General features: G+C 33.8%; 22 protein-coding genes and 1 tRNA gene. 19 read left to right on the forward strand and 4 right to left on the reverse strand.

From position 1 onward, the window contains the following. The first annotated feature begins 24 nt into the window (after positions 1-24). Positions 25-1,812, forward strand: coding sequence for a long-chain fatty acid--CoA ligase (locus AB1410_04660; GenBank protein MEW6455991.1), 1,788 nt, complete (start codon positions 25-27; stop codon positions 1,810-1,812). Positions 1,813-1,974: 162 nt separating this feature from the next. Then, the gene (locus AB1410_04665; GenBank protein MEW6455992.1) at positions 1,975-3,318 is read left to right on the forward strand and encodes a TldD/PmbA family protein; all 1,344 of its coding nucleotides are present in this window, start codon (positions 1,975-1,977) and stop codon (positions 3,316-3,318) included. Here the strand turns inward: AB1410_04665 and AB1410_04670 are convergent. Both AB1410_04670 and AB1410_04675 read right to left on the reverse strand, forming a co-directional pair. Beyond that, positions 3,315-4,061, reverse strand: a complete 747-nt coding sequence (locus tag AB1410_04670; GenBank protein ID MEW6455993.1) for a C4-type zinc ribbon domain-containing protein — start codon at positions 4,059-4,061, stop codon at positions 3,315-3,317. The two genes, AB1410_04665 and AB1410_04670, sit on opposite strands and share 4 nt — an antisense overlap. 18 nt (positions 4,062-4,079) lie before the next feature. Further along, positions 4,080-4,151, reverse strand: a tRNA-Ile gene (locus AB1410_04675). Positions 4,152-4,324: 173 nt separating this feature from the next. Here AB1410_04675 and miaA point away from each other — a divergent pair. The 8 genes from miaA to pdxA all read left to right on the forward strand — a co-directional run bounded on the left by miaA (position 4,325) and on the right by pdxA (position 11,679). Next, entirely contained in the window at positions 4,325-5,290 is a 966-nt protein-coding gene (miaA, locus tag AB1410_04680) for a tRNA (adenosine(37)-N6)-dimethylallyltransferase MiaA (GenBank protein MEW6455994.1), read from the forward strand. Further along, on the forward strand, positions 5,272-6,528 hold the full coding sequence (gene hflX / locus AB1410_04685; GenBank protein MEW6455995.1) for a GTPase HflX: 1,257 nt from the start codon (positions 5,272-5,274) through the stop codon (positions 6,526-6,528). The genes miaA and hflX overlap by 19 nt, the downstream gene beginning before the upstream one ends. Beyond that, on the forward strand, positions 6,525-7,835 hold the full coding sequence (locus tag AB1410_04690) for an S-layer homology domain-containing protein (protein MEW6455996.1): 1,311 nt from the start codon (positions 6,525-6,527) through the stop codon (positions 7,833-7,835). The genes hflX and AB1410_04690 overlap by 4 nt, the downstream gene beginning before the upstream one ends. Positions 7,836-7,906: 71 nt before the next feature. Next, a complete protein-coding gene (locus AB1410_04695) occupies positions 7,907-8,599 on the forward strand; it encodes a CsgG/HfaB family protein (protein MEW6455997.1) in 693 nt (230 codons plus the stop codon). A 60-nt stretch (positions 8,600-8,659) separates the two neighbouring features. Further along, on the forward strand, positions 8,660-9,223 hold the full coding sequence (locus tag AB1410_04700) for a CDP-alcohol phosphatidyltransferase family protein (protein MEW6455998.1): 564 nt from the start codon (positions 8,660-8,662) through the stop codon (positions 9,221-9,223). Further along, positions 9,213-10,286, forward strand: coding sequence for an AI-2E family transporter (locus tag AB1410_04705; protein ID MEW6455999.1), 1,074 nt, complete (start codon positions 9,213-9,215; stop codon positions 10,284-10,286). The genes AB1410_04700 and AB1410_04705 overlap by 11 nt, the downstream gene beginning before the upstream one ends. An 80-nt stretch (positions 10,287-10,366) precedes the next feature. Beyond that, positions 10,367-10,669, forward strand: a complete 303-nt coding sequence (locus tag AB1410_04710) for an RNA chaperone Hfq (protein ID MEW6456000.1) — start codon at positions 10,367-10,369, stop codon at positions 10,667-10,669. A gap of 2 nt (positions 10,670-10,671) precedes the next feature. After that, positions 10,672-11,679, forward strand: coding sequence for a 4-hydroxythreonine-4-phosphate dehydrogenase PdxA (pdxA, locus tag AB1410_04715; GenBank protein ID MEW6456001.1), 1,008 nt, complete (start codon positions 10,672-10,674; stop codon positions 11,677-11,679). Here the strand turns inward: pdxA and AB1410_04720 are convergent. Continuing rightward, a complete protein-coding gene (locus tag AB1410_04720) occupies positions 11,632-12,960 on the reverse strand; it encodes an NCS2 family permease (protein MEW6456002.1) in 1,329 nt (442 codons plus the stop codon). The genes pdxA and AB1410_04720 overlap by 48 nt on opposite strands. A gap of 109 nt (positions 12,961-13,069) precedes the next feature. Here AB1410_04720 and AB1410_04725 point away from each other — a divergent pair, with 109 nt between their 5' ends. Then, the gene (locus AB1410_04725) at positions 13,070-15,205 is read left to right on the forward strand and encodes a bifunctional (p)ppGpp synthetase/guanosine-3',5'-bis(diphosphate) 3'-pyrophosphohydrolase (protein ID MEW6456003.1); all 2,136 of its coding nucleotides are present in this window, start codon (positions 13,070-13,072) and stop codon (positions 15,203-15,205) included. Between the two features lie 71 nt (positions 15,206-15,276). After that, positions 15,277-15,672, forward strand: a complete 396-nt coding sequence (locus AB1410_04730; GenBank protein MEW6456004.1) for a RidA family protein — start codon at positions 15,277-15,279, stop codon at positions 15,670-15,672. Here the strand turns inward: AB1410_04730 and rpmB are convergent. After that, entirely contained in the window at positions 15,662-15,865 is a 204-nt protein-coding gene (gene rpmB, locus AB1410_04735) for a 50S ribosomal protein L28 (protein ID MEW6456005.1), read from the reverse strand. The genes AB1410_04730 and rpmB overlap by 11 nt on opposite strands. Before the next feature lie 125 nt (positions 15,866-15,990). Between rpmB and AB1410_04740 the strand changes: the two genes are divergently transcribed. The 7 genes from AB1410_04740 to AB1410_04770 are packed head-to-tail and all read left to right on the forward strand — an operon-like array spanning position 15,991 to position 22,845. Next, complete coding sequence (locus tag AB1410_04740) at positions 15,991-16,440, forward strand: Rieske 2Fe-2S domain-containing protein (GenBank protein MEW6456006.1); 450 nt, start codon at positions 15,991-15,993, stop codon at positions 16,438-16,440. Positions 16,441-16,443: 3 nt separating this feature from the next. Continuing rightward, positions 16,444-17,517, forward strand: a complete 1,074-nt coding sequence (locus AB1410_04745) for a cytochrome bc complex cytochrome b subunit (GenBank protein MEW6456007.1) — start codon at positions 16,444-16,446, stop codon at positions 17,515-17,517. Between the two features lie 24 nt (positions 17,518-17,541). Further along, entirely contained in the window at positions 17,542-18,810 is a 1,269-nt protein-coding gene (locus AB1410_04750) for a cytochrome c3 family protein (protein MEW6456008.1), read from the forward strand. A 7-nt stretch (positions 18,811-18,817) separates the two neighbouring features. Further along, positions 18,818-19,243: a Rieske (2Fe-2S) protein gene (locus AB1410_04755; GenBank protein ID MEW6456009.1), complete on the forward strand. Its 426-nt coding sequence runs from the start codon at positions 18,818-18,820 to the stop codon at positions 19,241-19,243. A gap of 12 nt (positions 19,244-19,255) precedes the next feature. Continuing rightward, complete coding sequence (locus AB1410_04760; protein MEW6456010.1) at positions 19,256-20,410, forward strand: cytochrome b N-terminal domain-containing protein; 1,155 nt, start codon at positions 19,256-19,258, stop codon at positions 20,408-20,410. Between the two features lie 22 nt (positions 20,411-20,432). Then, positions 20,433-21,611, forward strand: a complete 1,179-nt coding sequence (locus tag AB1410_04765) for a cytochrome c3 family protein (protein MEW6456011.1) — start codon at positions 20,433-20,435, stop codon at positions 21,609-21,611. Continuing rightward, complete coding sequence (locus AB1410_04770; GenBank protein ID MEW6456012.1) at positions 21,595-22,845, forward strand: cytochrome c3 family protein; 1,251 nt, start codon at positions 21,595-21,597, stop codon at positions 22,843-22,845. Before AB1410_04765 ends, AB1410_04770 begins: the two co-directional genes overlap by 17 nt. The last annotated feature ends 110 nt before the right edge of the window (positions 22,846-22,955 follow it).

The following is a 22,955-nucleotide window of genomic DNA, read 5'->3' on the forward strand; positions in this document are numbered from 1 at the left end:
TTATATATTTATTAAGGAGGAACATTGATTTCAATAATAAACGATATTTTTATGAATACTACAGAGAATTATTTAAAAGAAGATTTCATTAAGTATAAAAAAGATGGGAAATATGTAAATATTTCTACGGAAGATTATAAAAATCTTGTTAGAGCAGTATCGCTGGGACTTCTGTCTTTAGGATTGAGAAAAGGAGAAAAGGTCGTAATCCTCTCAGAAAATAGACCTGAATGGATTATATCTGATATGGCTATAATATTAGCAGAAGGTGTTGCGGTTCCTATCTATTCAACGCTGGTCCCCACTCAGATTCAATATATAATAGAAGATTCAGATGCAAAAATTGTATTCTTTTCTGATGAAATTCAGTGGGAAAAACTAAAAAAAATAAAACATGAATTGAAGCAAGTCCAGTATTTTATAACGTTTTTAATGTCTTCACCATGGGAAGGGATTATTTCGTTTGATGATTTAATGAAGAAAGGTGAAAAACTCCATCAAGAAAACCCAGGTTTATTCAATGAAAAATTAAAAAGTTCTAATCCCGAAGATTTAGTTACTATAATATACACTTCTGGAACCACTGGAGTTCCAAAAGGAGCGATGCTCTCTCATAATAATTTTGTTAGCAACATTCTTGCAATTGATGAAATATTAAAATTTTCAGATAAGGATGTAGCACTTTCTTTTTTGCCATTATCTCATGTTCTGGAAAGAATGGTATCTTTCACATATTTATATAAAGGAATAACCGTAGGGTTTGCAGAAAACATTGAAAAGGTCGGAGAAAATCTTCTGGAGATAAAACCTACAGTTGTAGTATCAGTTCCCAGGCTATTTGAAAAAATTTATGCGAGGGTAATGGATAACGTTCTTTCTTCTTCTAACCTTAAAAAGAAGATATTCTTCTGGGCTATCAATACAGGAAAAAAATACAGTAAGAAAATTTTAGAAAAGCCTCGCATTTCTTTTCCTCTAAAATTTAAATATTCGATGGCTAATAAATTGGTTTTCTCTAAAATCAAAGAAAAAACCGGTGGACGAATAAGATTTTTTGTTTCAGGGGGTGCACCTCTATCAAAAGAGATAGGAGAATTTTTCTTCTCAATGGGAATTAAAATCTTGGAAGGATATGGTCTAACCGAGACATCTCCAGTTATATCTGTAAACAGAGAAGAAAATTTTAAGTTTGGGACAGTTGGCCCACCAATTCCAGGAGTTGAAGTAAAAATTGCTGAAGATGGAGAAATCCTTGTAAAGGGACCAAATGTAATGAAAGGTTATTATAAAAAAGAAGCAGAAACTCGGGAAGCCTTTGAAGGAGGATGGTTTCATACAGGGGATCTCGGCAGAATAGATGAAGATGGATTTCTTATAATAACAGACAGAAAAAAGGATTTGATAATTACCTCCAGCGGAAAAAACATTGCTCCCCAAATGGTAGAGAATATAATTAAAACATCTCCTTATGTTTCAAATGTTGTTTGTGTCGGGGATAAGAGAAGTTACATTTCTGCGTTGATCGTTCCTAATTTCGATAAATTAAAGGAAGTTGCAAAGGATAAAGGGTTTTCATTTTCATCTTTATCGGAATTAGTAAAAGATGAATACATAATTAATTTTATGATGGGTGAGATTGACAGGGTATGTGTAGATCTTGCTCCTTTTGAAAAAGTAAAAAAGATAGCTTTATTGGAAAGAGATTTTTTGCTGGAAGAAAACGAAATAACCCCAACTCTTAAGGTTAAAAGAAATATAATAGAGAAAAAATATGAGGATTTAATCGATAGTCTTTATTTAGAATCCCATTAGTGTCATGTCACTTAAATCTCTTTTGTTATTCTTTTGTGACATGGCACTTTCCCTATGGGAGAAAGATCTCCTTAGACGCTTCGCTCCCCAGGCTGGGGAAGTTACTTCCCCATATCCCTTCAGTGTTCTTTATGAGAAATTCTTTGTTTGTGAAGATATTTATTGGCCAGCCCATTAGTTAATTTGAGAGAGAAAGAATACTTAGAGATAAAAAAAACTTTTCATAAACAAGGGGTTAAGTATTTCAGTTTTTTCTGCGAAGAATCAAGATATACAGCATTTGAGTTTTTTAGTGACAACTCAATTAATTTTTTAACCAAATTTATTTCAGGTCTCGGGATTACCCTTTTCCAAGACAACAGATTGGCTCATAGAGCTTATTCCAAAGATAAATTATACTTATTAGAAAGAGAATTGGGGATAAAAGAGGATTTGTTTTTTTTCGAGGGAAAAAGGGAACAGGAGGAGAAACAGGATTCATTAGATAAATATATAGATTCAGTTGGAATAGAAAAAAATAAAAGAATTAGAAATATCCGAATTTTGAAAAGGAAATTGGATCAGCAGGTCTGGGCAGGCAATATTTATGGAAATTTTGGTCATGAGAAAAGAGTATGGGTTCAGTACAAGGTTCAAGCTTTCGTTAAATATAAAGATGATATTATTGAATTAGAGAGAGGAGGAGGGTTTAGCAAAGATAATGAATTTCATTTAAAACATTATCTTGAAGATTTAATAAAAATTTCAGATGGGGTTATTAGTAATGCTAAAGAAATAAATTTTGGTGGCGAGATCCCAATTATTTTATCGTCTGGAGAGGGAAATGTTTTATTTCACGAAGTCCTTGGTCATCCTCTTGAAAGCGATTATGTAATTCATAACATTTCGCCAATAAAAATGAAAATGCTCAATCAAAAAATTGCTCCAGATTTTTTAACAGTTTTTGATTTGGGCTCCATAGATCAAGAGAGGAGTTGTTTTAAACTCGATGACGAAGGCTTTATTACAAAGAGCAAAATTTTAATAGAGAATGGCGTTCTGAGAAATTTTATAACGGATGGAATCAGTCTGCTAATTTATCAATCAGGTTCCGGAGGTAATAGTAGAAGAGAATCTTTTTTGTACCCACCTTTACCAAGAGTTTCTTCTTTAAGTATTAGGGAAGGAAAATATGACGAGCAGGAAATGATTGAGTCAATAAAAAAAGGAATTTTTATAAATAAATTAGGGAATGGTGAGATTAAAATACAGAACGGATATTTTTCTTTTCAAATTAAAGAGTCATTTTTTATTGAAAATGGAAAATTAAAATTTCCTTTGGTAGGTGGATACATAAAAGGAAATCTGTGGAGTTTACTGGAAAATATAGAAATGATAGGTAAAAATAAAAAATTTGATTCTGGGCTTGGATATTGTAGGAAGAAAGGGCAAAATCTTATTGTAAGAGTTTCAGGTCCTTCCATTAAAATAAAAAAATTATTTTATTATTCTAAAAAATGGAGTTAATCTTTTTCAAACATTTTTTGATAAGGAGGGGAATTCCAGTATAGAATTCTGTCACAATTTTCACATGTGATGACAGATATACTCTTTTTAAGCTCATTTATGACCTGAGGTCTTATCCTCATATGACATACAGAACAGAATTCATCGTACACAGGAGATAGCACAATGCCATCCCTTTTCTTTGCGATTCTTAGATATAGATTCAAATATTGGGAGGATATTTTTGATAGAACCCCTTCTCTGATTATCACAATTTCTTTTTGTTTTTTTTCTAAATCGGTTTTTTTTCTTTCAATCTTAGTTTTTTCCTCTTTTGCTTTTTTTTCAACCTGAGAAAGAACTTTTTCGCTTTCCCTAATTTCCTTTTCTATTTCATCAGCTAAAAGCATTTCTTCCAATATTAAATCTTCTATTTCTTCTATTTTTTCCTGATTTAATTCTATATCTTCTTTCAGGGCAAGATATTGTTCATTTGTCAATTTTTTCTTATGCTGCTGGGTCTTTAAATTGACAATTTCATTTTTAATCGCTATAGTTTGAGATTCAAGCTCTTTACGTCTTTTCTGATTTTCATCCATTTTTGCCTCAATGAAAGAAACTTTCTGCCTTTCTTCTTCCACTGATTTATCAATTTCAGATAAGAGAACAGGTATGATATTTAATTCTTTTTCAATGTTTTTTAAATCTATATCTATCGCTTGAAGTTCAATAAGGGATTTTAAATCTATCTTATCTTCTACCATTCCTGCCAGTTTGGTAACTGGGCCTACCAGGATTCGAACCTGGGACCGACCGGTTATGAGCCGGCAGCTCTACCGCTGAGCTATAGGCCCACAAGCATATTAACAAAATTGTTTTTATTAGTCAATCAGACGATTTAATCCAGCGGCACGTAAAGTTTATAGGTTGTTGACAACAAAAAAAATATAATTTTATATTAATGTATAGATGATATGAAGGAAGAATTTAAAAGAAAACAGTTATTTTCCATTTTGTTGTTCCTGACATGGATAGTAATTTTCATCTTGATAGGTTGAAGTATACAGAAAAGATTTTAATTGTAGTTTTAGGGCCCACAGCGGTTGGAAAGAGTGAAATTGGCATTCAGATTGCAAAAGAGTTAAATGGTGAAATAATAAACTTTGATTCGATGCAGGTATACAAAGGATTTGATATTGGGACTGCAAAAGTACCTCCTGAGAAGCGTGAGAATATCCCTCATCATCTGATTGACATTTTGGATAAATGTGAGCAATTCTCAGCAGCAGATTTTGCAAAGCATGCTTATTCAATTTTGAAAGAAATAATCGAAAGGAATAAAATTCCAATATTAGTCGGAGGAACTGGATTGTATCTAAGAGCACTTTTAAATGGAATTTTTCCTGGGCCTGGAAGAGATGAAGATGTGAGAGAAGAGATCATGAGGGAGATCGAGGAGTTTGGAACAGAAAAGATGTGGGAGAATCTTAATAAAGTTGACTCCGAGTATGCAAAAAGAATTGATAAAAATGATAAAATAAGAATTATAAGAGGACTGGAAATATTCAGACTTACAGGAATTCCAATTTCTGCCCATTTCAAAAATACTCGTTCATTAGTAGAAGATTGGAAAAAGATTAAAGTTGGGGTTATTATGAAAAAGAAAAAGCTTTATCAAAAAATAAACGAACGAAGCGAAAAGATGTTTTTTTCTGGATTACTTGAAGAGATAAAGAAATTAATGCTAAAGGGCATTGATGAAAATTGTCCCCTATTTCAAGCTCTTGGTTACAAATGGGCTTTAAAATCTTTAAAAGGAGAAATTTCTGTGGAAGAAGCAGTCAGGTTGACCCAGAGGGATACAAGACACTATGCTAAGAGGCAATTAACCTGGTTTAAAAAAGAAAAGGGAGTGCACTGGTTTTTACCAGAAGATAAAGAGAAAATAATTGAGTTTATCAAGAAGGAGATAGAATGGAGAAAGCAATCTTAGTAGGAATTTACAATCCTGCTAAAGAAAAAAGATTAGATTTCGAATCTTTAGAAGAACTCTATTTATTAGCCCGGAGCGCAGGTGCAATTCCTGTTGCTAAAATAATCCAAAAAAAAGAGAAAATAAGCCCAGATTTTTTTATCGGGAAGGGAAAAGTCTCAGAAATTACAGATATGGCCAAAGGGGAAAAAGTAGACCTTATTATTTTTAATGAGAATCTTTCTGGTTCTCAGATAAGAAATTTAGAAACAGAAATTAACTGCCGAGTAATCGACAGAACACAGTTGATTCTTGATATTTTTGCTCAAAGAGCTAAATCAAAAGAGGGTAAACTGCAGGTAGAGTTGGCTCAGTATTCTTATCTCCTTCCCAGATTAACTGGAAAGGGCGTTTTGCTATCAAGATTAGGGGGAGGCATTGGGACAAGAGGTCCTGGAGAGGCAAAGTTGGAGATGGATCGAAGAATTATCAGGAAAAAAATTCATAAGATAAAAAAGGAAATCGAAAATTTAAAGAGAAGAAGAAGAATCCAGAGAAAAAGGAGAAGAACAGGTTTAAACTTAACTGTTTCTCTTGTCGGGTATACAAGCACTGGAAAGACCACTCTCTTTAATAGAATAACTCTTGAGAAAGGTACAATTTCTCCATTGTTTTTTACTACTTTAGATCCAGTTTTGAGGAGAGTTAATTTTTCTGATGGACTTTATTTCTGGCTATCTGATACAGTTGGATTTATTAAAAAATTACCTTTAGAACTGATAGAGGCTTTTAAAGCAACACTGGAAGAAGTGGTTGAATCTAGCTTGATTTTACATATGGTTGACTTAACAAACAAAGATTATTTAGGTCAAATGGAAGCGGTTGAAGAAATAACAGATGAACTGGGAATTCCAAGGGAAAGAATAATAAGAGTAATGAATAAAATAGACCTTTTAGAACAGAAAGAGGAATTGCTAAGAAGGAATAGCTTAAACAAGCAAGCTGTCTTTATTTCGTCTAAAACAGGCGAGGGCGTTGATTTTTTACTGAAGATGATAAGAGAGACACTGTTTCCAAATTTTTTAGTCCATAATTTAGAGATACCAAAAGAGAGAAATGACATATTAAGATATATTTTTGTTAATGGAGTGGTTTTAAATAAGTACGAAAACGGTGATTTTATGAAGATAAAGTGTGGAATATCAAAAGAAGCCTTATATCCAATTAAAGAATTTTTACAGACAGAAGGAGTTTTATGAAAGCTAAGAGCTTGGTCTTTTTTCTCATTATCATTGTTGGATGCGTTACTAAGACCTCAAGAGTGATATTGATTGAAAAAATTCCACCTGTATTATTGGAGGAATTCAAAAAGGTTGAAAAAGAAGAGTTTGAAAGAGCCTGGTCATTATTAGAAAAAGGCTATGGAAGAAAGGCATATTTAAAATTGAAAAGGTTTGATGTAAATAAACCTTCTGTTTTAGTAGCTATTGGTTATTCATATCTTCTCAGAGGAAATGTAAAGAAGAGTGAAGGCTATTTTATAAGAGCATTAGAAATTAATAATGCAATTTGTTCATCTCATGTGGGATTGGCTCAACTGTATGAAATGGAAGGCAAAAATAGGGAAGCCTTTTTAGAGTGGAAAAAAACAATTGAATTAAATCCAGAAAATAACGTAGCAAAAGAAAGAATGGAATTGATAAAGAAAGAACAGACAAAGAAATATATTGGAGAAGGTAAATATCTGGTAAAGAAAGGAGATGTTGAAAATGCCCGCAAGCTTTTTATAATGGCTCTTTTTTTTACTCCAGAAAGCTACGAAGCTCATTATGAACTATTTAATATATACAAGCTGAAAAAAGATAGAAAAGGAATGATTGAAGAATTAAAAAAATTGACTCAGTTAGAACCTGAAAATTATGATTTAAAAAAACAGCTCGGAGGAATACTTTTTGAAGATAAACAATACAAAGAAGCTTTAGAGATTTACAGAGAATTGTTCAGGAGTTTTCCCGATGATATTTCTATAAGAGAAAAGCTTGAATTAGTTGAAAAAGAATGGCAAGCCCTTACACTTCCAGCTGAATGGAGAAAAATCCCGGAAAAATCAGTAATTACGAGAGGAGAGTTGGCTTCGATAATATCAAATAAGTTTAATTATTATTTTAGCCACCTCGACAAGAAACCTCCAATTATTACAGATATTTCTGGAACATGGTATTATTCATTTATCCTTGAAATTACCTCTTTAGGGATAATGGATGTATATCCGAATCATGCTTTTTATCCGGGAGAAATGGTTAAAAGACAGGATTTAGCAGAGATTATAGGTAGACTGATAGAATTATTTGAAAAACTTAAGCTCGGCAAGAAAAAAGAATTTATTTCTAGAAAAATGGAGATAAGGGATGTTTCCTCTGAGCACTGGCATTGGGAATCGATAAGGAAAGCAGTCTCTTATGGGTTTATGTCGCTGTTTCCCGATGGAACATTCAGACCAAACAACTTTGTCTCAGGGAAAGAAACATTGGAGGTTTTCAACAGAATAACAGAAATTTATCGATAGATTTTTTAATTTGAAAAACTTGAAAAGAAGGAAATTTTTTTGATTTAATTAATTAAAAGAAGGAGGAGCTTATGAAAAAAATTATTTTCTCAATTTTGATTGGGGTGATTGTACTATCTTTCTCTTTAAATTTAGAATCTGCATCCAAGAGGAAAAGAGTGGCTGTTTTCGATTTTGATTTTGCAGCAGTTCAAAAATGGTGGGAAGGAAACTGGGACATCGGGAAAGGGATAGCCGATATTCTGGTCACAAATTTAGTGGAAGATGGCACGTATTCCGTTATCGAAAGAAAAGCTTTGGAAAAGATTTTAGCTGAACAGGATTTTTCGACTTCAGATAGGGCAGATGCAACAACTGCTGCGAAAGTAGGAAAAGTACTGGGGGTTGAATACATAATCATAGGTTCCATTACTACTTTTGGTACTGATACTCAAAAAGTTGGAGTAGGTGGTGGAGGCTGGGGTCTGAAAAAATTCGGAATAGGAGGAATTGGAACCAAGAAAACAAAAGCTAAGGTGGTCATAAATGCAAGAATGATAGATGTGAATACGGGAGAAATTGTGGCAGTGGCAAAGGGGACAGGAGAATCAAAGAGAACAGGTCTGCTCTTAGGTGTAGGTGGTGGAGGCGCAGGAGGTGGGGGTGGCGTAGGCATTGATATGTCAAGTTCTGATTTCAGAGAAACGATTCTCGGTGAAGCAACAGAAGCTGCCGTAACTCAGGTAAAGGATAAGCTTGTTCAGGTGTATTCAAAATTAGAATAGGAGTCTAAAAACCAACATATTTATTTGATTAATATAAGATAATAAAGTTTTATAAATAAAATGAAAATTACGCTCGCCACAAAAATTACAATTCTCAGAATACTGATATTGCCATTTTTGATTGTTTCTCTTATCAATCAGAAGAGCGGAATGGCCTTGTTTCTTTTTGTTTTAGCCGGGGTAACAGATGGACTTGATGGTTTTATTGCAAGGAAGTTAAACCAGAGGTCAGACCTGGGAATGGTTTTAGATCCTTTAGCAGATAAATTTTTGGTAAATTCCACATTTATACTTTTAACATTTTCATCTCTGGAGTTTGTTAACAGGGTTCCTTTATACTTAGGTTTAACAGTTTTAATAAGGGATGCTTCTCTTCTGTTAGGTGCCTTATTAATTAAAATATCATTCGGCAAAAAGAGGTTCTTTCCTTCGATACTGGGAAAAATATCCACATCATCTCAGATATTGACATTATTCTTGGTTTTATTGGGTAATCATTTCCAGCAGAATTTTGGATATCTTAGATACCTTTTTTTAATTACTTTTATTTTTACCCTAATTTCTGGGCTTGATTATTTCTATAAAAGTTTTATTTCTCTGGTTAAAACATCAAGTGCAGGATAAAAACATTCCATATATTTTAGTAGCTATTATTTTTTCATTAATCTTTTTAATCTATTTTCTATATCATATACAGATTTTATCAATACCTTTTTTAATCTCTATATTTTTGGTTTATTTTTTAGACCCTTTAGTTTCGAGAGCCTCAAGAAGAATTTTATCAAGGGGTTTGGCTTCTTTAATTTTTCTCATCCTTTTTTTTCTCTTGATCGGTTTTATTTTATACTTGTTTATTCCTAAATTGATAATCCAGTTTCAATCGTTATTAAATGGGCTACCCTCTTACTTTGATTATTTATTTTCTAAATTAAAAGATTTCGTCTCAAAATTAAAAATTCAAAATCCAAAGCTTGTGGAAGAAATAGAGAATCAGCTCCTAACGGACATGAAAGCAAATTTACCGCTTTTCATAAATAAATTATCACCATTTTTATCATATTTTTTTGAAAATATTTATAATTTTTTCGTAGGTCTTTCTTATATAATTTTAATTCCAATTTTCTCTTTTTATTTGTTAAAAGATTTTGTAAATATAAAGACAAAAATTAAAAATTTAATACCTGTAAAATTTAGAGATGACACTATAAAATATTTGAAAGAAATTGATCTGGTAATTAGTTCATTTATAAGGGGTCAAATTACAGTGAGTATTATCCTTTCAATTCTTTTCAGTGTTAGCCTTACAATTCTTGGTGTCCCTTTCTCAATTTTTATAGGTTTTTTGAGCGGTTTTGGAGATATAATTCCTTATTTTGGTACTTTTTTAGGAATAGCTTTGTCTTTGATAGTTTCTTTCTCCAGTGGAGTCTCTCTGAAAATCATCTTGGGAATTTTTTTGGTGTATGCTTTAATAAAGGGATTTGAACATTTCTTTTTATCACCGAAAATATTCGGCAAAGAAATAAAAGTGCATCCAGTCATCATCATTATTTCCATTATAATATTCGGAAAATTAATGGGGATATTTGGTATGCTTATTGCAGTTCCATTGACAGCTGTAATTAAAGTGATCTTGAAAAATTTGTATAGCCTTTATATAAATTCTGAAGTCTTTGCCCAGAAATAAATTTCTTTAATTTATTTAATATCGTTGCTAAACGAATAATTTTTTTATATAATATAATAAAAAATAAATCGGAGAAAAAAATGAGAAAATTAATAAGACCAAATTTAGCTGAGATAAAGGAGCAAATGGCAGCAAAACAGCCGAGAAAAAAAACGCCACCTCCTTATGAAACCCATGCAGAAAATTATTATTATTTAAAACAGATGAACACAAAAACTCCAATGGTAGTTGTATTAAATAACGGTGAGGTTATAAGAGGGGTAATCGAGTGGTATGATAAGGAATGTATAAAAATCAATAGAGTTGATGCGCCAAATTTATTGGTTTACAAACATTCAATTCATTATATTCATAAAGACATCAAAAAGACTCAAGAGGCATAAAATTGCTCCCAAAGGTTCCTTTTATAGGAATTACCCTTGGGGATCCAGCTGGAATTGGAAAAGAGATAATATTGAAGTCCATGTCAAAATTTGTCGGAAAATATAATTTTTTAATCATTGGATCTTCAGATGTAATTGAGAACGAGAGAAAAAAATTAAAATTAGAAATTCCACTAAAACTAATTGAAAATTTTAATAGCCCAGTTAAAAATGGATTTTATGTATTCGATGTTTTTCCAAAATATAAAATAGAAAATGGAGTTCCATCAAAAAAAAGCGGACTTCTTTCATTTATGTACTTAAAAGAGGCTACTTCATTAATATCCAAGGGAAAAATCGACGTGCTCGTTACAGCTCCGATAAGCAAAAAAGCATGGGAAATGAATGACATTAAATACAGAGGACACACAGAGTATTTCAAGGATTATTTCAAAAAAGATAAGATAATTATGAGTTTTTGGTCAACAAATCTTAAGGTCGCTCTTTTTACAGACCATGTAGCCTTAAAAGATATATTTAGAATGGTAAAGAAAGACCTTATACTCGAATCCCTTTTATTCCTTGATGATGAGTTAAAAAAGTTGGGATTTTCTCTTAAAATTTTTGTTTGTGCCTTAAACCCCCATGCAGGAGAAAATGGTTTTCTCGGGAACGAAGAGATAGAAGAGATAATCCCAGCTGTGCAGCTTGCGAGAAAAAAGGGAGTTAATGTAGAAGGGCCCTTTTCTTCTGATTCTCTGTTTTTTTTATTAAAGAACAGGAGAGATGTTATAGTTTTCTCTTTCTATCATGATCAGGCTTTGGCACCGTTTAAATTAATTTCATTTCGAAGCGGAGTTAATCTTACCTTAGGATTACCTTTCATCAGAACATCTCCTGTCCATGGGACTGCGTTTGATATTGCTGGAAGAGGAATTGCGGATCCAACCAGTATGGAAATGGCGATAAAATTTGGGGCAAAATTATCTTTTAATAAATGCGTATCTAAGAATAAAAATAACTCCCAATAGATAAACAAGCCAGCTTACTTCTTTGCCTTTTCCACTTAGAAGTTTTACAAGGGGATAGGAGATGAAACCAAAGGCAAGTCCATCAGCAATACTAAAGGAAAATGGTATGCCCACAAGGGTGAGGAACGCAGGGATTCCCTCTGTGAAGTCCTCCCATTTGATATTCTTTATAGTCTGAAGCATCAATGCTCCCACTATAATAAGAGCTGGAGCGGTGAATGGGTATAGGAATACACCTTCTGAGATCTCATATCCCCCTCCTATCATCCTGACAATGGGGTAGAAAGGAATGGATAGAAAAAAGAGAAATGCTATTACCACAGAGGCAAAACCTGTTCTTCCACCCTGGGAAACCCCTGTTGTGCTTTCAATATAGGCTGTTACCGTGGATGTTCCAAGGAGAGCTCCAATGGATGTTCCTACTGCATCAGCCATCAATGCTCTGCTTGCCCTTGGAAGCCTTCCATCCTTCAAAAAGCCAGCTATCCCAGCAACACCTATCAATGTTCCAATGGTGTCGAACATTACCATGAAGAGAAAGACAATAGTAACAGTTATAAAGTCTAATCCAAGTGCTCCCTTTATATCCAATTTGAGGAATGTGGAGGAAATGGAAGGAGGAAGGGAAAGGAGTCTTCCTGGATAATGAGCTATTCCCAGTAAAACACCTAACATGGTTGAAAGAAGAATCCCTCCGAGTATAGCTCCTGTTATCCTTCTTGCCATCAGGATAGCCAAAACTAATAAGCCAAATATAGAAACTAAAACTGCTTTATTTTTTAGATCTCCCAAACTTACAACCCCACCTGGGCTCTTGACTATAATCCCTGCTTGAATAAGACCAATAAAAGCAATGAAGACGCCTATGCCACCTGCAATAGAATCCTTGAGAGACCGTGGAACTGCATCAATTACCATCTCCCTTATCTTGAATGCGGTAAGAAGGATGAATAAAACACCTGAAAGAAATACCGCTCCGAGAGCCTTCTGCCATGGAAAACCCATCATAAGAACCACTGTAAAGGTGAAGAAGAAGTTCTCTCCCATACCAGGTGCAACCCCAATAGGATAATTGGCATAAAGACCCATTATAAGAGTTGCGATGATGGATGAGATACAGGTTGCCATCATGACAGCACCAAAATCCATCCCTGCTTGAGATAGAACAGATGGCTGCACAAAAATTATGTATGCCATTGTCATAAATGTGGTAGTACCTGCTACTATCTCAGTTTTTAAATTTGTTCCCATCTCTTTAAATTTGAAAAATTTTTCAATCATCTTCACTCCTTTTAATTATTTTTAATCAAAATTAAAAAAATTTCAAAATTTGGAAGAAGTAAATTAAATAATCTTGACATAAGTTTTAAATGGATTGATATTATAAGTGATGATTAGATTTGACGATATTGTGGAAAAAATTCAAGCTTATGCTCCAGATTTTAATCTTGATATATTAAGAAAAGCGTATGTTTTTGCTGCAAAGGCTCATAAAGGTCAGATAAGACGGTCTGGGGAGGCGTATTTAAGTCATCCTCTTGAGGTACTGAATGTATTAGTTGACTGGAAATTGGATGAAGTAACTCTGACTGCGGGTATTCTTCATGATATTTTAGAGGATACAGATACTACTGTTGATGAACTTAAGGAATATTTTGGAGAAGAAATTTCAAGCATTGTTGATAGCCTTTCGAAGATAAGTTCAATTTCTTTATCAGATTCTGAATTACAGGGAGAAAATATAAGGCGTATCTTTATGGCTATGATGAAAGATATCAGAGTCATATTTGTGAAATTAGCTGATAGATTGCACAATATGAGAACTTTAAATTTTCTATCTGAGGATCTGCAAAAAAAAATTGCATCAGAGACTTTAGAAATATATGCTCCATTGGCTGACAGGCTTGGAATGGGAAAAACGAGAGAGGAGCTTGAGGATTTAGCTTTCAGATATTTAGAGCCAGAGACATATTTTAAATTAGCAGCAAAGGTTGAGGATAAAAGATCATGGGCGGAAGAAAAATTGAAGAATATGAAAGAAGAAATTCAAAAATTGTTGGATTATCAGGGTATTAAAGCTGAAATTCAATACAGGTTAAAGAGAATTTACAGTATCTGGAGAAAAATGCAGAGAAATGACATAGACTTTGATAGAGTTTTTGACTTAATGGCCTTAAGAATAATTACAGAATCAACGGAAGATTGTTATGCCGTATTGGGGTGGATCTCTCAGAAATGGACGCCAATTGCTTCAAGATACAGGGATTACATTGCAGTCCCGAAACAGAACAAATATCAATCTCTTCATACAACAGTAATCACAAAAGGAGGGTTAACTTTTGAAATACAAATTAGAACAAAAGAAATGCATTGGATTGCAGAGAATGGATATGCTGCCCATCGGAAATACAAGGACAGAATTACAGACGTTCAGGATGATTTAAAGAAAAGTTTTTCTGAATTCTTGGAATTCCAGATGGATACAAGGGATCCAAAAAGATTTCTGGAAAGCTTAAGAAGAGATTTAAAAGCTAACATGGTTTATCCATTAACTCCAAAAGGAAAAGTAATACCTCTTCCTGAAAGTTCTACTGTAGTTGATTTTGCATATCAAATCCACACTGAGATAGGAAATAAATGTAAAGGGGCTAAAGTAAATGGAAGGGATGTTTCTCTTAGATATCAGGTAAAAACATGGGATATAGTAGAGATTGAAACTTCTCAAGATGCTTCACCAAGCAGAGACTGGCTTGGTTTCATAAAAACTCCAAGGGCAAGGAAAAAAATTAAAGAATGGTTTATTCAGCATGAGAGAGAAAGCAGTATTATAATGGGAAAAAGACTATTTGAAAAAGAGATAAAAAAATTAAAAAAACCAATCAGGCAATACCTTCAAGGAGAAAACCTCGAGAATGCTGTTGGGAAATTGGGTTATTCAAAAATTGAAGATTTTTATTCAGCTATTGGGTTCGGCAAGATTGTTTTAAATAGAAATTTTTTTGAAAGAGCCCTTCCAAGTGATGTATTTGAGCCAAAGGTAGAGACTTTCGCTCAAAAATTTCTGGATAAAATAATTAAAAAACCAGACTACGGGGTTGTTGTAGATGGATTTGATAACATCCTGATCCATCCAGCTAAATGCTGTAATCCAATAAAAGGAGAAAAAATAGTTGGTTATATCACAAAAGGAAAAGGAATTTCTGTTCATTCTGCCTCTTGCCCTAACATTATCAATGAGATTTTAGAAAAGAACAGATTAATAGATGCGAAGTGGGATGGAAACATAAAAATATCATATGATGTGAAAATTGCAATCATTTCAGAAGACAGACCTGGTATTTTAGCTAAAATCACTTCTGTTGTCTCTGGAGAAAAGAGTAATATAAAGAAAGCAGAAGCAGTGGCTTTTCCAGATAAAACTGCTAAGATTAACTTTATCGTGGAAGTAAAGGATATAACCCAGCTTGAGAAATTGATTAAGAATATAATGAATGTTAAGGGGGTGATTTCTGTTAAAAGAGAATGAAAAGAAAAAATTTTCTGCTCTTTATTTATTCTTTTTTAATTTTTCCAAAATCCATAATGAGGAGGTTATTTTTGAAAGAAGAAATAAAATCTTTAAATGCTCCTCAGGCAATCGGACCTTATTCTCAAGGAATAAAATCCAATGGGTTTATATTTTTGTCAGGCCAGATTCCGATAGATCCAAAAACAGGTGAAATTAGAGGAGAGACAATAGAACAACAGACTGACCAAGTATTTGAAAACATTAAATCCATACTGGAAGATTCAGGAAGCTCGCTGGATAAAGTTGTAAAATCAACTGTTTTTATGACAGATCTTAATGAATTTGCTAAGATGAATGATATATATGCTAAAAAGTTTAAGAAACCGTATCCAGCTCGATCAACGGTTGAGGTTAAAAGATTGCCAAGGAATTCAAGAATTGAAATAGAAGTGATTGCCGAGATAGAAGCGATTTCTAAATTGTAGATTTATATATTTTTTGTACTTTACCCGATTTTAGACATTCAGTACAAATCCTAAGTCTTCTTGATGAACCATTTATTTTCACTTTAACTCTCTGCAAATTTGGATTCCATCTACGGGATGTAAGGCGGTGAGAATGGCTTACATTATGCCCAAAAATCGGCTCTTTTCCACATATCTCGCATCTTTTAGCCATTTTCTTCTCCTGGAAAAATCTATATATATCAAAAAATTCAAGGATTTTCAAATTGATTGAAAATCACAAATGATTTATATAAAATTAGTCATTCTTTTTTATTATCTTATAAAGGAGGTTAATAATTGAATAATAATAAAGAAGTAAATATTCCAAGGAGATCATTTATTGATTATTTATTAGGAGGAAGCATACTCGCTCTCATAGCTTCTGTACTGTATCCGACCATTAAATTTATAATGCCTCCAAAGGTACCAGAAGCCTCCCAGAGCAGTGTCAAAGCAGCAAAAGTAGGAGAGTTAGCGCCGAATTCATACAAGATATTTAGAATGGGAACAAAACCAGGTATTTTGATTCACACAGAGGATGGAAAATTTATAGCGATGTCAGCAGTATGCACTCATTTAGGCTGTATAATTCAGTACAGACCCGACATGCAGCATGTTTGGTGCGCTTGCCATAATGGTCATTTTGATTTAAATGGAAAGGTTATTTCAGGTCCCCCGCCCCTTCCCTTGGAGGTTTTTCAAGTTAATATAGTGGGTGATGAAATAATTGTTTCCAAGAAAGGATAGGCAATGGAGAAAAACTTTCTGTATGAGTGGTTTTCAAAAAGAATACCTTTAAAAAATATGATTGAATTTGGAAAAAAGAAGACAGTACCAGTTCATAAATATTCTGTTTGGTATTATTTTGGAGGCATCTGTCTTTTTCTTTTTGTAGTTCAGGTTTTAACTGGAATAATGCTTCTCCTTTACTACAGGCCAACCGCTGAATCGGCTTTTGAAAGCGTCCAGTTTATAGTTACCCAAGTCAAATTTGGATGGCTTGTAAGGTCAATTCATAGCTGGGCTGCAAATATCCTAATAGCAGCATCTTTCATTCATATGTTCAGTGTTTATTTAATGAAATCTTATAGACCGCCAAGGGAGATGACCTGGCTTACAGGTTTTTTTCTGCTTTTAATTTTTTTAGCGTTTGGATTTAGCGGGTATCTACTTCCATGGAATGAGCTGGCATTTTTTGCTACCCAGGTGGGAACGAACATGGCTGGGGCAATCCCTTTAGTAGGAGGCTACATAAAAACATTTTTAAGGGGAGGAGAAGAAGTAACAGGTGCAACCCTTATAAGATTCTTTGGATTCCATGTAGCAGTTCTACCAGGAATCACTACTGTGTTACTTGCAATTCATATCTATCTCGTTCAGGTTCATGGTATGAGTGCTCCGATTGGAATTGAAAAGAATAAAATTAAAGAAGAGCCATTTTTCCCAAATTTTATTTTAAAAGATATGGTTGGATGGTCTTTGGTCTTAACTTTATTGGTATTTCTTTCTGTTTTCTTCCCCTGGGAGATCGGTGTCAAAGCAGACCCCTTTGCCTCTGCGCCTGTTGGAATAAAGCCTGAATGGTATTTTATGTTTATGTTCATAACATTGAAATTTATTCCGGGAAAAGTACTCTTTTTTGAAGGTGAAGTCTTGGGTATTTTTGGGTTTATCTTTGCTGGTATCATCTGGATGTTGCTGCCTTTCTTTGATAAAAAAGCAGCTCAAGAAAAAAGAAGCACCTTTTTTACATTGATAGGAGTTTTTGTTATCTTATATATTTCTGTAATAACTATTGTAGGATATATGTTGCCTGGAAAATGATTAGAATATTCTTAGGAGAATGAAATGGTTATAAATAAAATAAAATATTTTCTGATTTTTTTTATCTCTTTTTTTCTAATTTTTATCAATCCCATTCTTCCACAAAAAAAAGATAGTTGTGTAGATTGCCATTCTCAGTTAGAAAGGAACCTCTCTTTACCTGTAAAAGAGATGGAAGCTGATATACATAGAGAAAGGGGCTTTTCATGTTTTACCTGTCATGGAGGAGATCCTGCATTAGATGATGAATCTTCAATGGATGAAAAAAAGGGGTTCTTGGGAAAACTTAACAAAAAAAAGATTTTAAGTTTATGCTCAGGATGTCATTCAAACCCAGATTTTATGAAAAAGTTTAACCCTTCTCTTAGAGTTGACCAGGCAGAACTCTATGCCTCCAGTCAGCACGGTAAATTGTTAGCTTCAGACGATGATAAAGTAGCTGTTTGTTCTGATTGCCATAAGCCCCATGGAATTTTACCTTCAAACAACCCAAAATCTTCCATATTTCCTGTTAACGTTCCAGAAACATGCGGAATATGTCATTCTAACTCCAAATACATGGAAGAATATAAAATTCCTGTTGACCAACTTGATACATTCAGAAAATCAGTTCATGGAGTGGCATTATTCGAAAAGAGAGATTTAGGAGCCCCTGCTTGTAATGACTGCCATGGAAATCATGGCTCAACCCCTCCTCAGGTTACTTCAGTCGCTAATGTTTGCAGGCAATGCCATGGAAGCGCTGGAGAACTTTTTTCTGAAAGCCCTCATAAGAAGGCATTTGATGAAATGGGTCTTTCTGAATGTGAAGCTTGTCATGGCAACCATGAAATATCCAAGCCTACAGATGAGATGTTGGGGACTGGAGAAGGAGCTGTATGCGTAAAATGTCATGAAGTAAATTCAAGGGGATACAATGTAGCGTTTAAAATGAAACAGTCCATTGATGAATTGAAGAATAAAGAGAGAAAGGCAAAAGAAATTTTAAGAAAAGCCGAAAAAGCGGGGGTTGAGGTGGGTGAAGCTATTTTTTCATTAAATGATGTAAATACTTCGATTACAAAGGCCAGAAATTTAATCCACGGTTTGGATATGACAAGAATTGAAGAAACAATTAAAGATGGAAGCGCCATAGCTGACAAAGCTTATAAGGATGGAGAAAAAGCTATCGAAGAAGCAAGCTTCAGGAGAAAAGGGCTTGGAGTCTCTTTAATATTTATCATTCTATTCATAGTTTCATTGTTGTATAAAATAAGACAGATCGAGAAAAGAAAGATTCAAAGGGGAAAATGAATCAAAAATGAAAGAAAAAAGGAGAAACTTTCTTGAAATATTAACAAAAGGTTTTATTACCCTCTGGAGCATGGGAATAATTTGGATTTTATTTTCATACATTAAACCACCGAAAAGAAAGTTTGAAGAAAATTTAATAAAAATAGAAGATATTTCTACTATTCCTATTAACGGTTCTTCTATCTATCATTATAAAGATAAATCTGTTATATTAATCAGAAAAGACGAAAGAGAATTTTTAGCGTTTTCTGCTATATGTACTCACTTAAGATGTATATTGAATTATCAGAAGGAGCGGGAACTCCTGATATGTCCATGTCATGCAGGGATATTTGATTTTAATGGGAATGTAATTTCTGGCCCTCCTACAAAATCATTGATGAAATACAGGGTTGATATAAGAGGAAGCAGGCTTTACATCTATTTTGATTGAAGGAGAACATAGATGGAAGAGAATAAGGAAAAAAGGGGGCTCATCTCCTGGCTTGAGAAAAGAATTAATCTATTTGAATTGTTTTCAATAATTAGTTCTTTTGGTCTATTTTACAGTGAATTGGATTCAAAAAAGCCATTAAAAGAAGCTGTAAAAGAAGTTCTTGAAAAAAGAGTGCCACCCTATGCAAGGTGGCCTCAGATTCTTGGGATCATAACAATTATTCTTTTCTTTTTCCAAGTTTTAACGGGTATACTTCTTGCTTTTTATTATGTTCCTTCCCTAAATGAATCATACAATAGCGTTAAATTTATAATAAGAGATACACATTTTGGGTGGTTTATTCATCAAATTCATTATTGGGGAAGTAATTTATTGATAATAATATTAATAATTAGAGTGATAAGATTTTATTATCATGGGGTGTATAAATCTCCAAGAGAATTATTGTGGATTTTTGGAATTACTCTATTAGTCCTATCTATGGTGCAGGCTTTTTTTGGAAATATCCTTATCATGGATGAAAATAAATGTTGGTCATCGATCAGGGGCATTGAGATTATTAGGAATATTCCTGGCTTAAATTGGGCATATTTGTTCTTAATGGGCAGCTATGATATTAATCAGCAAACAATCATAAGAGCTTACTTTTTTCATATATCCTTATTACCTTTATTATTTCTTATTTTTTTATATTTAAATATTTCTGGGATAAGAAAGTTAGGGTTAAGTGAAATCCCATGGGAAACAAAAAAAAGAAAAGAAATCCCCTTTTATCCTCATCATTTTTTTAATCTGTTGATTTTGTTATTTATTATATTCGGTATATTAGTTACCTTTTCTGTTTTATTTCCAACTCCTTTTTATAAGCCTGTTGACCCTTCATTTACTCCCCCAGGAATACTTCCTGGCTGGTTTTTTCTTCCCATATATGGTTTTTTTGAATTGTTTTTTAAAATAATTCCCAAATACATTTTAGGTCTTATCAGCGTTATAATATTTTTTCTAATTTTATTCCTTCCTTTCATTGATAGAAAAGAAGTTAGAATTTTTAAAGAAAGAATAGTCGCAATTTTTATCGGGGCTATCTTTTTGATCATGATTGGGTTGTTTACATTTTTTGGGGTACATAAAGAAATAAGTATACCATTAAGAAATATTTTTTGATTAGAACCAATGGAGAAATAATATGCATACCTTTTTGCTGGCTTCTTTTTTTGCTATCCAGAATTTTTGTTTAATTTGTCACAGTGACATCAGAGTTCTTTACAACGAAAGCATTCATAACAAAGAAGGCATTGAATGCATAGAATGTCATGGAGGAAATCCTTTCATTGATAATATTTATGAGGCTCATAGAAAAAATTTTAAAGGAAAGATAAAGCGCGAAGAGATTCCTTCGTTATGTTCAACATGTCATTCTGACCCCCAGAAAATGAAACCCTATAACCTTCCCTCGGATCAATACCATCTTTACCTCAATTCACCCCATGGGAAGCTTTTGCAGAAGGGCAATAAAGATGTGGCAGTTTGTACCGATTGTCATGGCACCCATGATGTTCTATCTTCGGATAATCCCAAAAGCCCAGCCTACATAAAAAATGTTCCAAAAACCTGTGCAAATTGTCATTCAGATGCTAAATTGAAAAACAAATATAATTTCCCCTCAGATCCTTATAAGGAATATATGGAAAGCATCCATGCAAAATCTCTTTTATTACGGGGGAATTTAAGTTCGCCCGAGTGTACTGGATGTCATGGAGCTCATGGCGCTGCTCCTCCAGGATTGGGCGATGTGAATAAAGTATGTGGACATTGTCATTCTAAGACTCGAGAGTATTTTCTGGAAAGTGCTCATAAACTATCCTTAGAAAAAGTGGATAGTCCCGAATGCTCTCATTGTCATAAAAATCATGATATTGAACAGGCAGATATCAATATGTTTGATGGCGTTTGTAAAAATTGCCATTCATCCGATTCCCTTGCCTTTTTAGCAGGACAGAAATTAAAGACTATGTTTTTGCAATCCCAGCAAGAAATCGATAAGGCAAAAGTGTTGATTGAAAAAGCTGAGAAAATTCCTATAGCAGTAGAAGATTACAAAGCAAGGCTTGAAGAGGGAATTACTTATTTAATAGAGGCTCAGCCTGTGATGCATACTCTTTTAGAAGAAAAAGTAGAAGATTTAACAAGAAAGTCTCGTTCTATTGGAGAAGAGATTCAACTGGAGTTGTATGGAAAATTCGCTCAATTGAGGGTGAGAAAAATAGGTCTGATATTTTTCTGGTTTTATCTTATACTTACTGTGATTTTGATTTACCAATATAAAAGATTTTTGATTAAAAAGAGGAATGAGAAAAACATCTGATAAGATTTTAAGACTAATAAGAGAAAAAAAGTTAAGAGTTTACTCCCTTTACACAGCTATTTTATTTGCTCTTGTATTTTTATTTTTTCTCCTTTCAATGCAGGTAACCTCAACGCCTAAATTCTGTGGAACTTGCCATTACATGAAACCTTATTTTGCATCATGGCAAACCTCATCCCACAATAAAGTTGCCTGCGTAGAATGTCATATTCCTCCGGGTATTACTTCAGAATTTAGAAAAAAATACGAAGCTTTAGCGATGGTGGCCCGGTATATCACAAGAACTTATAGCACAAACCCATGGGCTGAAGTTGACGATGAGAGCTGTTTAAGATGCCATGAAAAACGGTTGTTATTCGGAAAGGAAATATTCAGGGGAGTGCTGTTTGATCATGCGCCACATCTTACAGAATTCAGGAAAGGAAAAAAGCTCAGATGCACTTCGTGCCATTCCCAGATTGTTCAGGGCCTCCACATAGCTGTAACTGTCTCAACCTGTAATCTTTGTCATTTCAAAAATGAAATATTGGGGGAGGGAAAGAGTAATTGCACTTTGTGTCACAGAGTTCCTGAAAAAATTATCACAAAAGGAAATCTCGATTTTAATCATGGTGATGTAGAAAGATTTGGTATGCAATGCTCATGGTGTCATTCCCATGTCATTAAAGGTGATGGGGATGTTTTAAGAGATAGATGTTTCACATGTCATAATGAGCCTGTAAGATTATCAAAATTTGAAGATACTGATCTTCTTCACAAGGTTCATATTACTGAGCACAAAGTGGAATGTCTCAGCTGTCATCTTGAAATTCAACATAAAGCTCAAGAAGAGTTAGAAGTAGCGATGAGTAGTTGCGAGACTTGTCACAAAACTGGTCATTCTCCTCAAAGAGATCTGTATGTTGGAATCGGAGGAAAGGGAGTCGAACCGACTCCAAGTGTAATGTATTTAGCAGGGGTTAGATGTGAGGGTTGCCATTTTATCCCTAAAGGAGATGTCCATAAAGCAACAGAGGTAAGCTGCATGGCCTGTCACGGAACTGGCTATTATAAAATATATTTAAACTGGAAAGAGATTGTGTCAAAGAGGTTGTCTTTTGTTGAAGGGGAATTTGAGAAAGCTAAAAAATTACTGGAAAGCCAGCCGATCCCTCAGAGTTTTATCGATGCTGAAAAAAATATAGATTTAGTATCAAGGGGAATTGGAATTCATAATGTGTGCATATTCCGATGAATCTGGCCACTGATTCTGATTGAAACCGGCCACCTGTCGGAGCGAAGTGACGCTGAATTTTCATTATACCTCAGAGTGGCTGGATTGAGTCAAGGATGACTTTCTTTTCC

It is taken from the genome of Acidobacteriota bacterium (genome assembly GCA_040756905.1).
Lineage (GTDB): Bacteria > Acidobacteriota > Aminicenantia > JBFLYD01 > JBFLYD01 > JBFLYD01.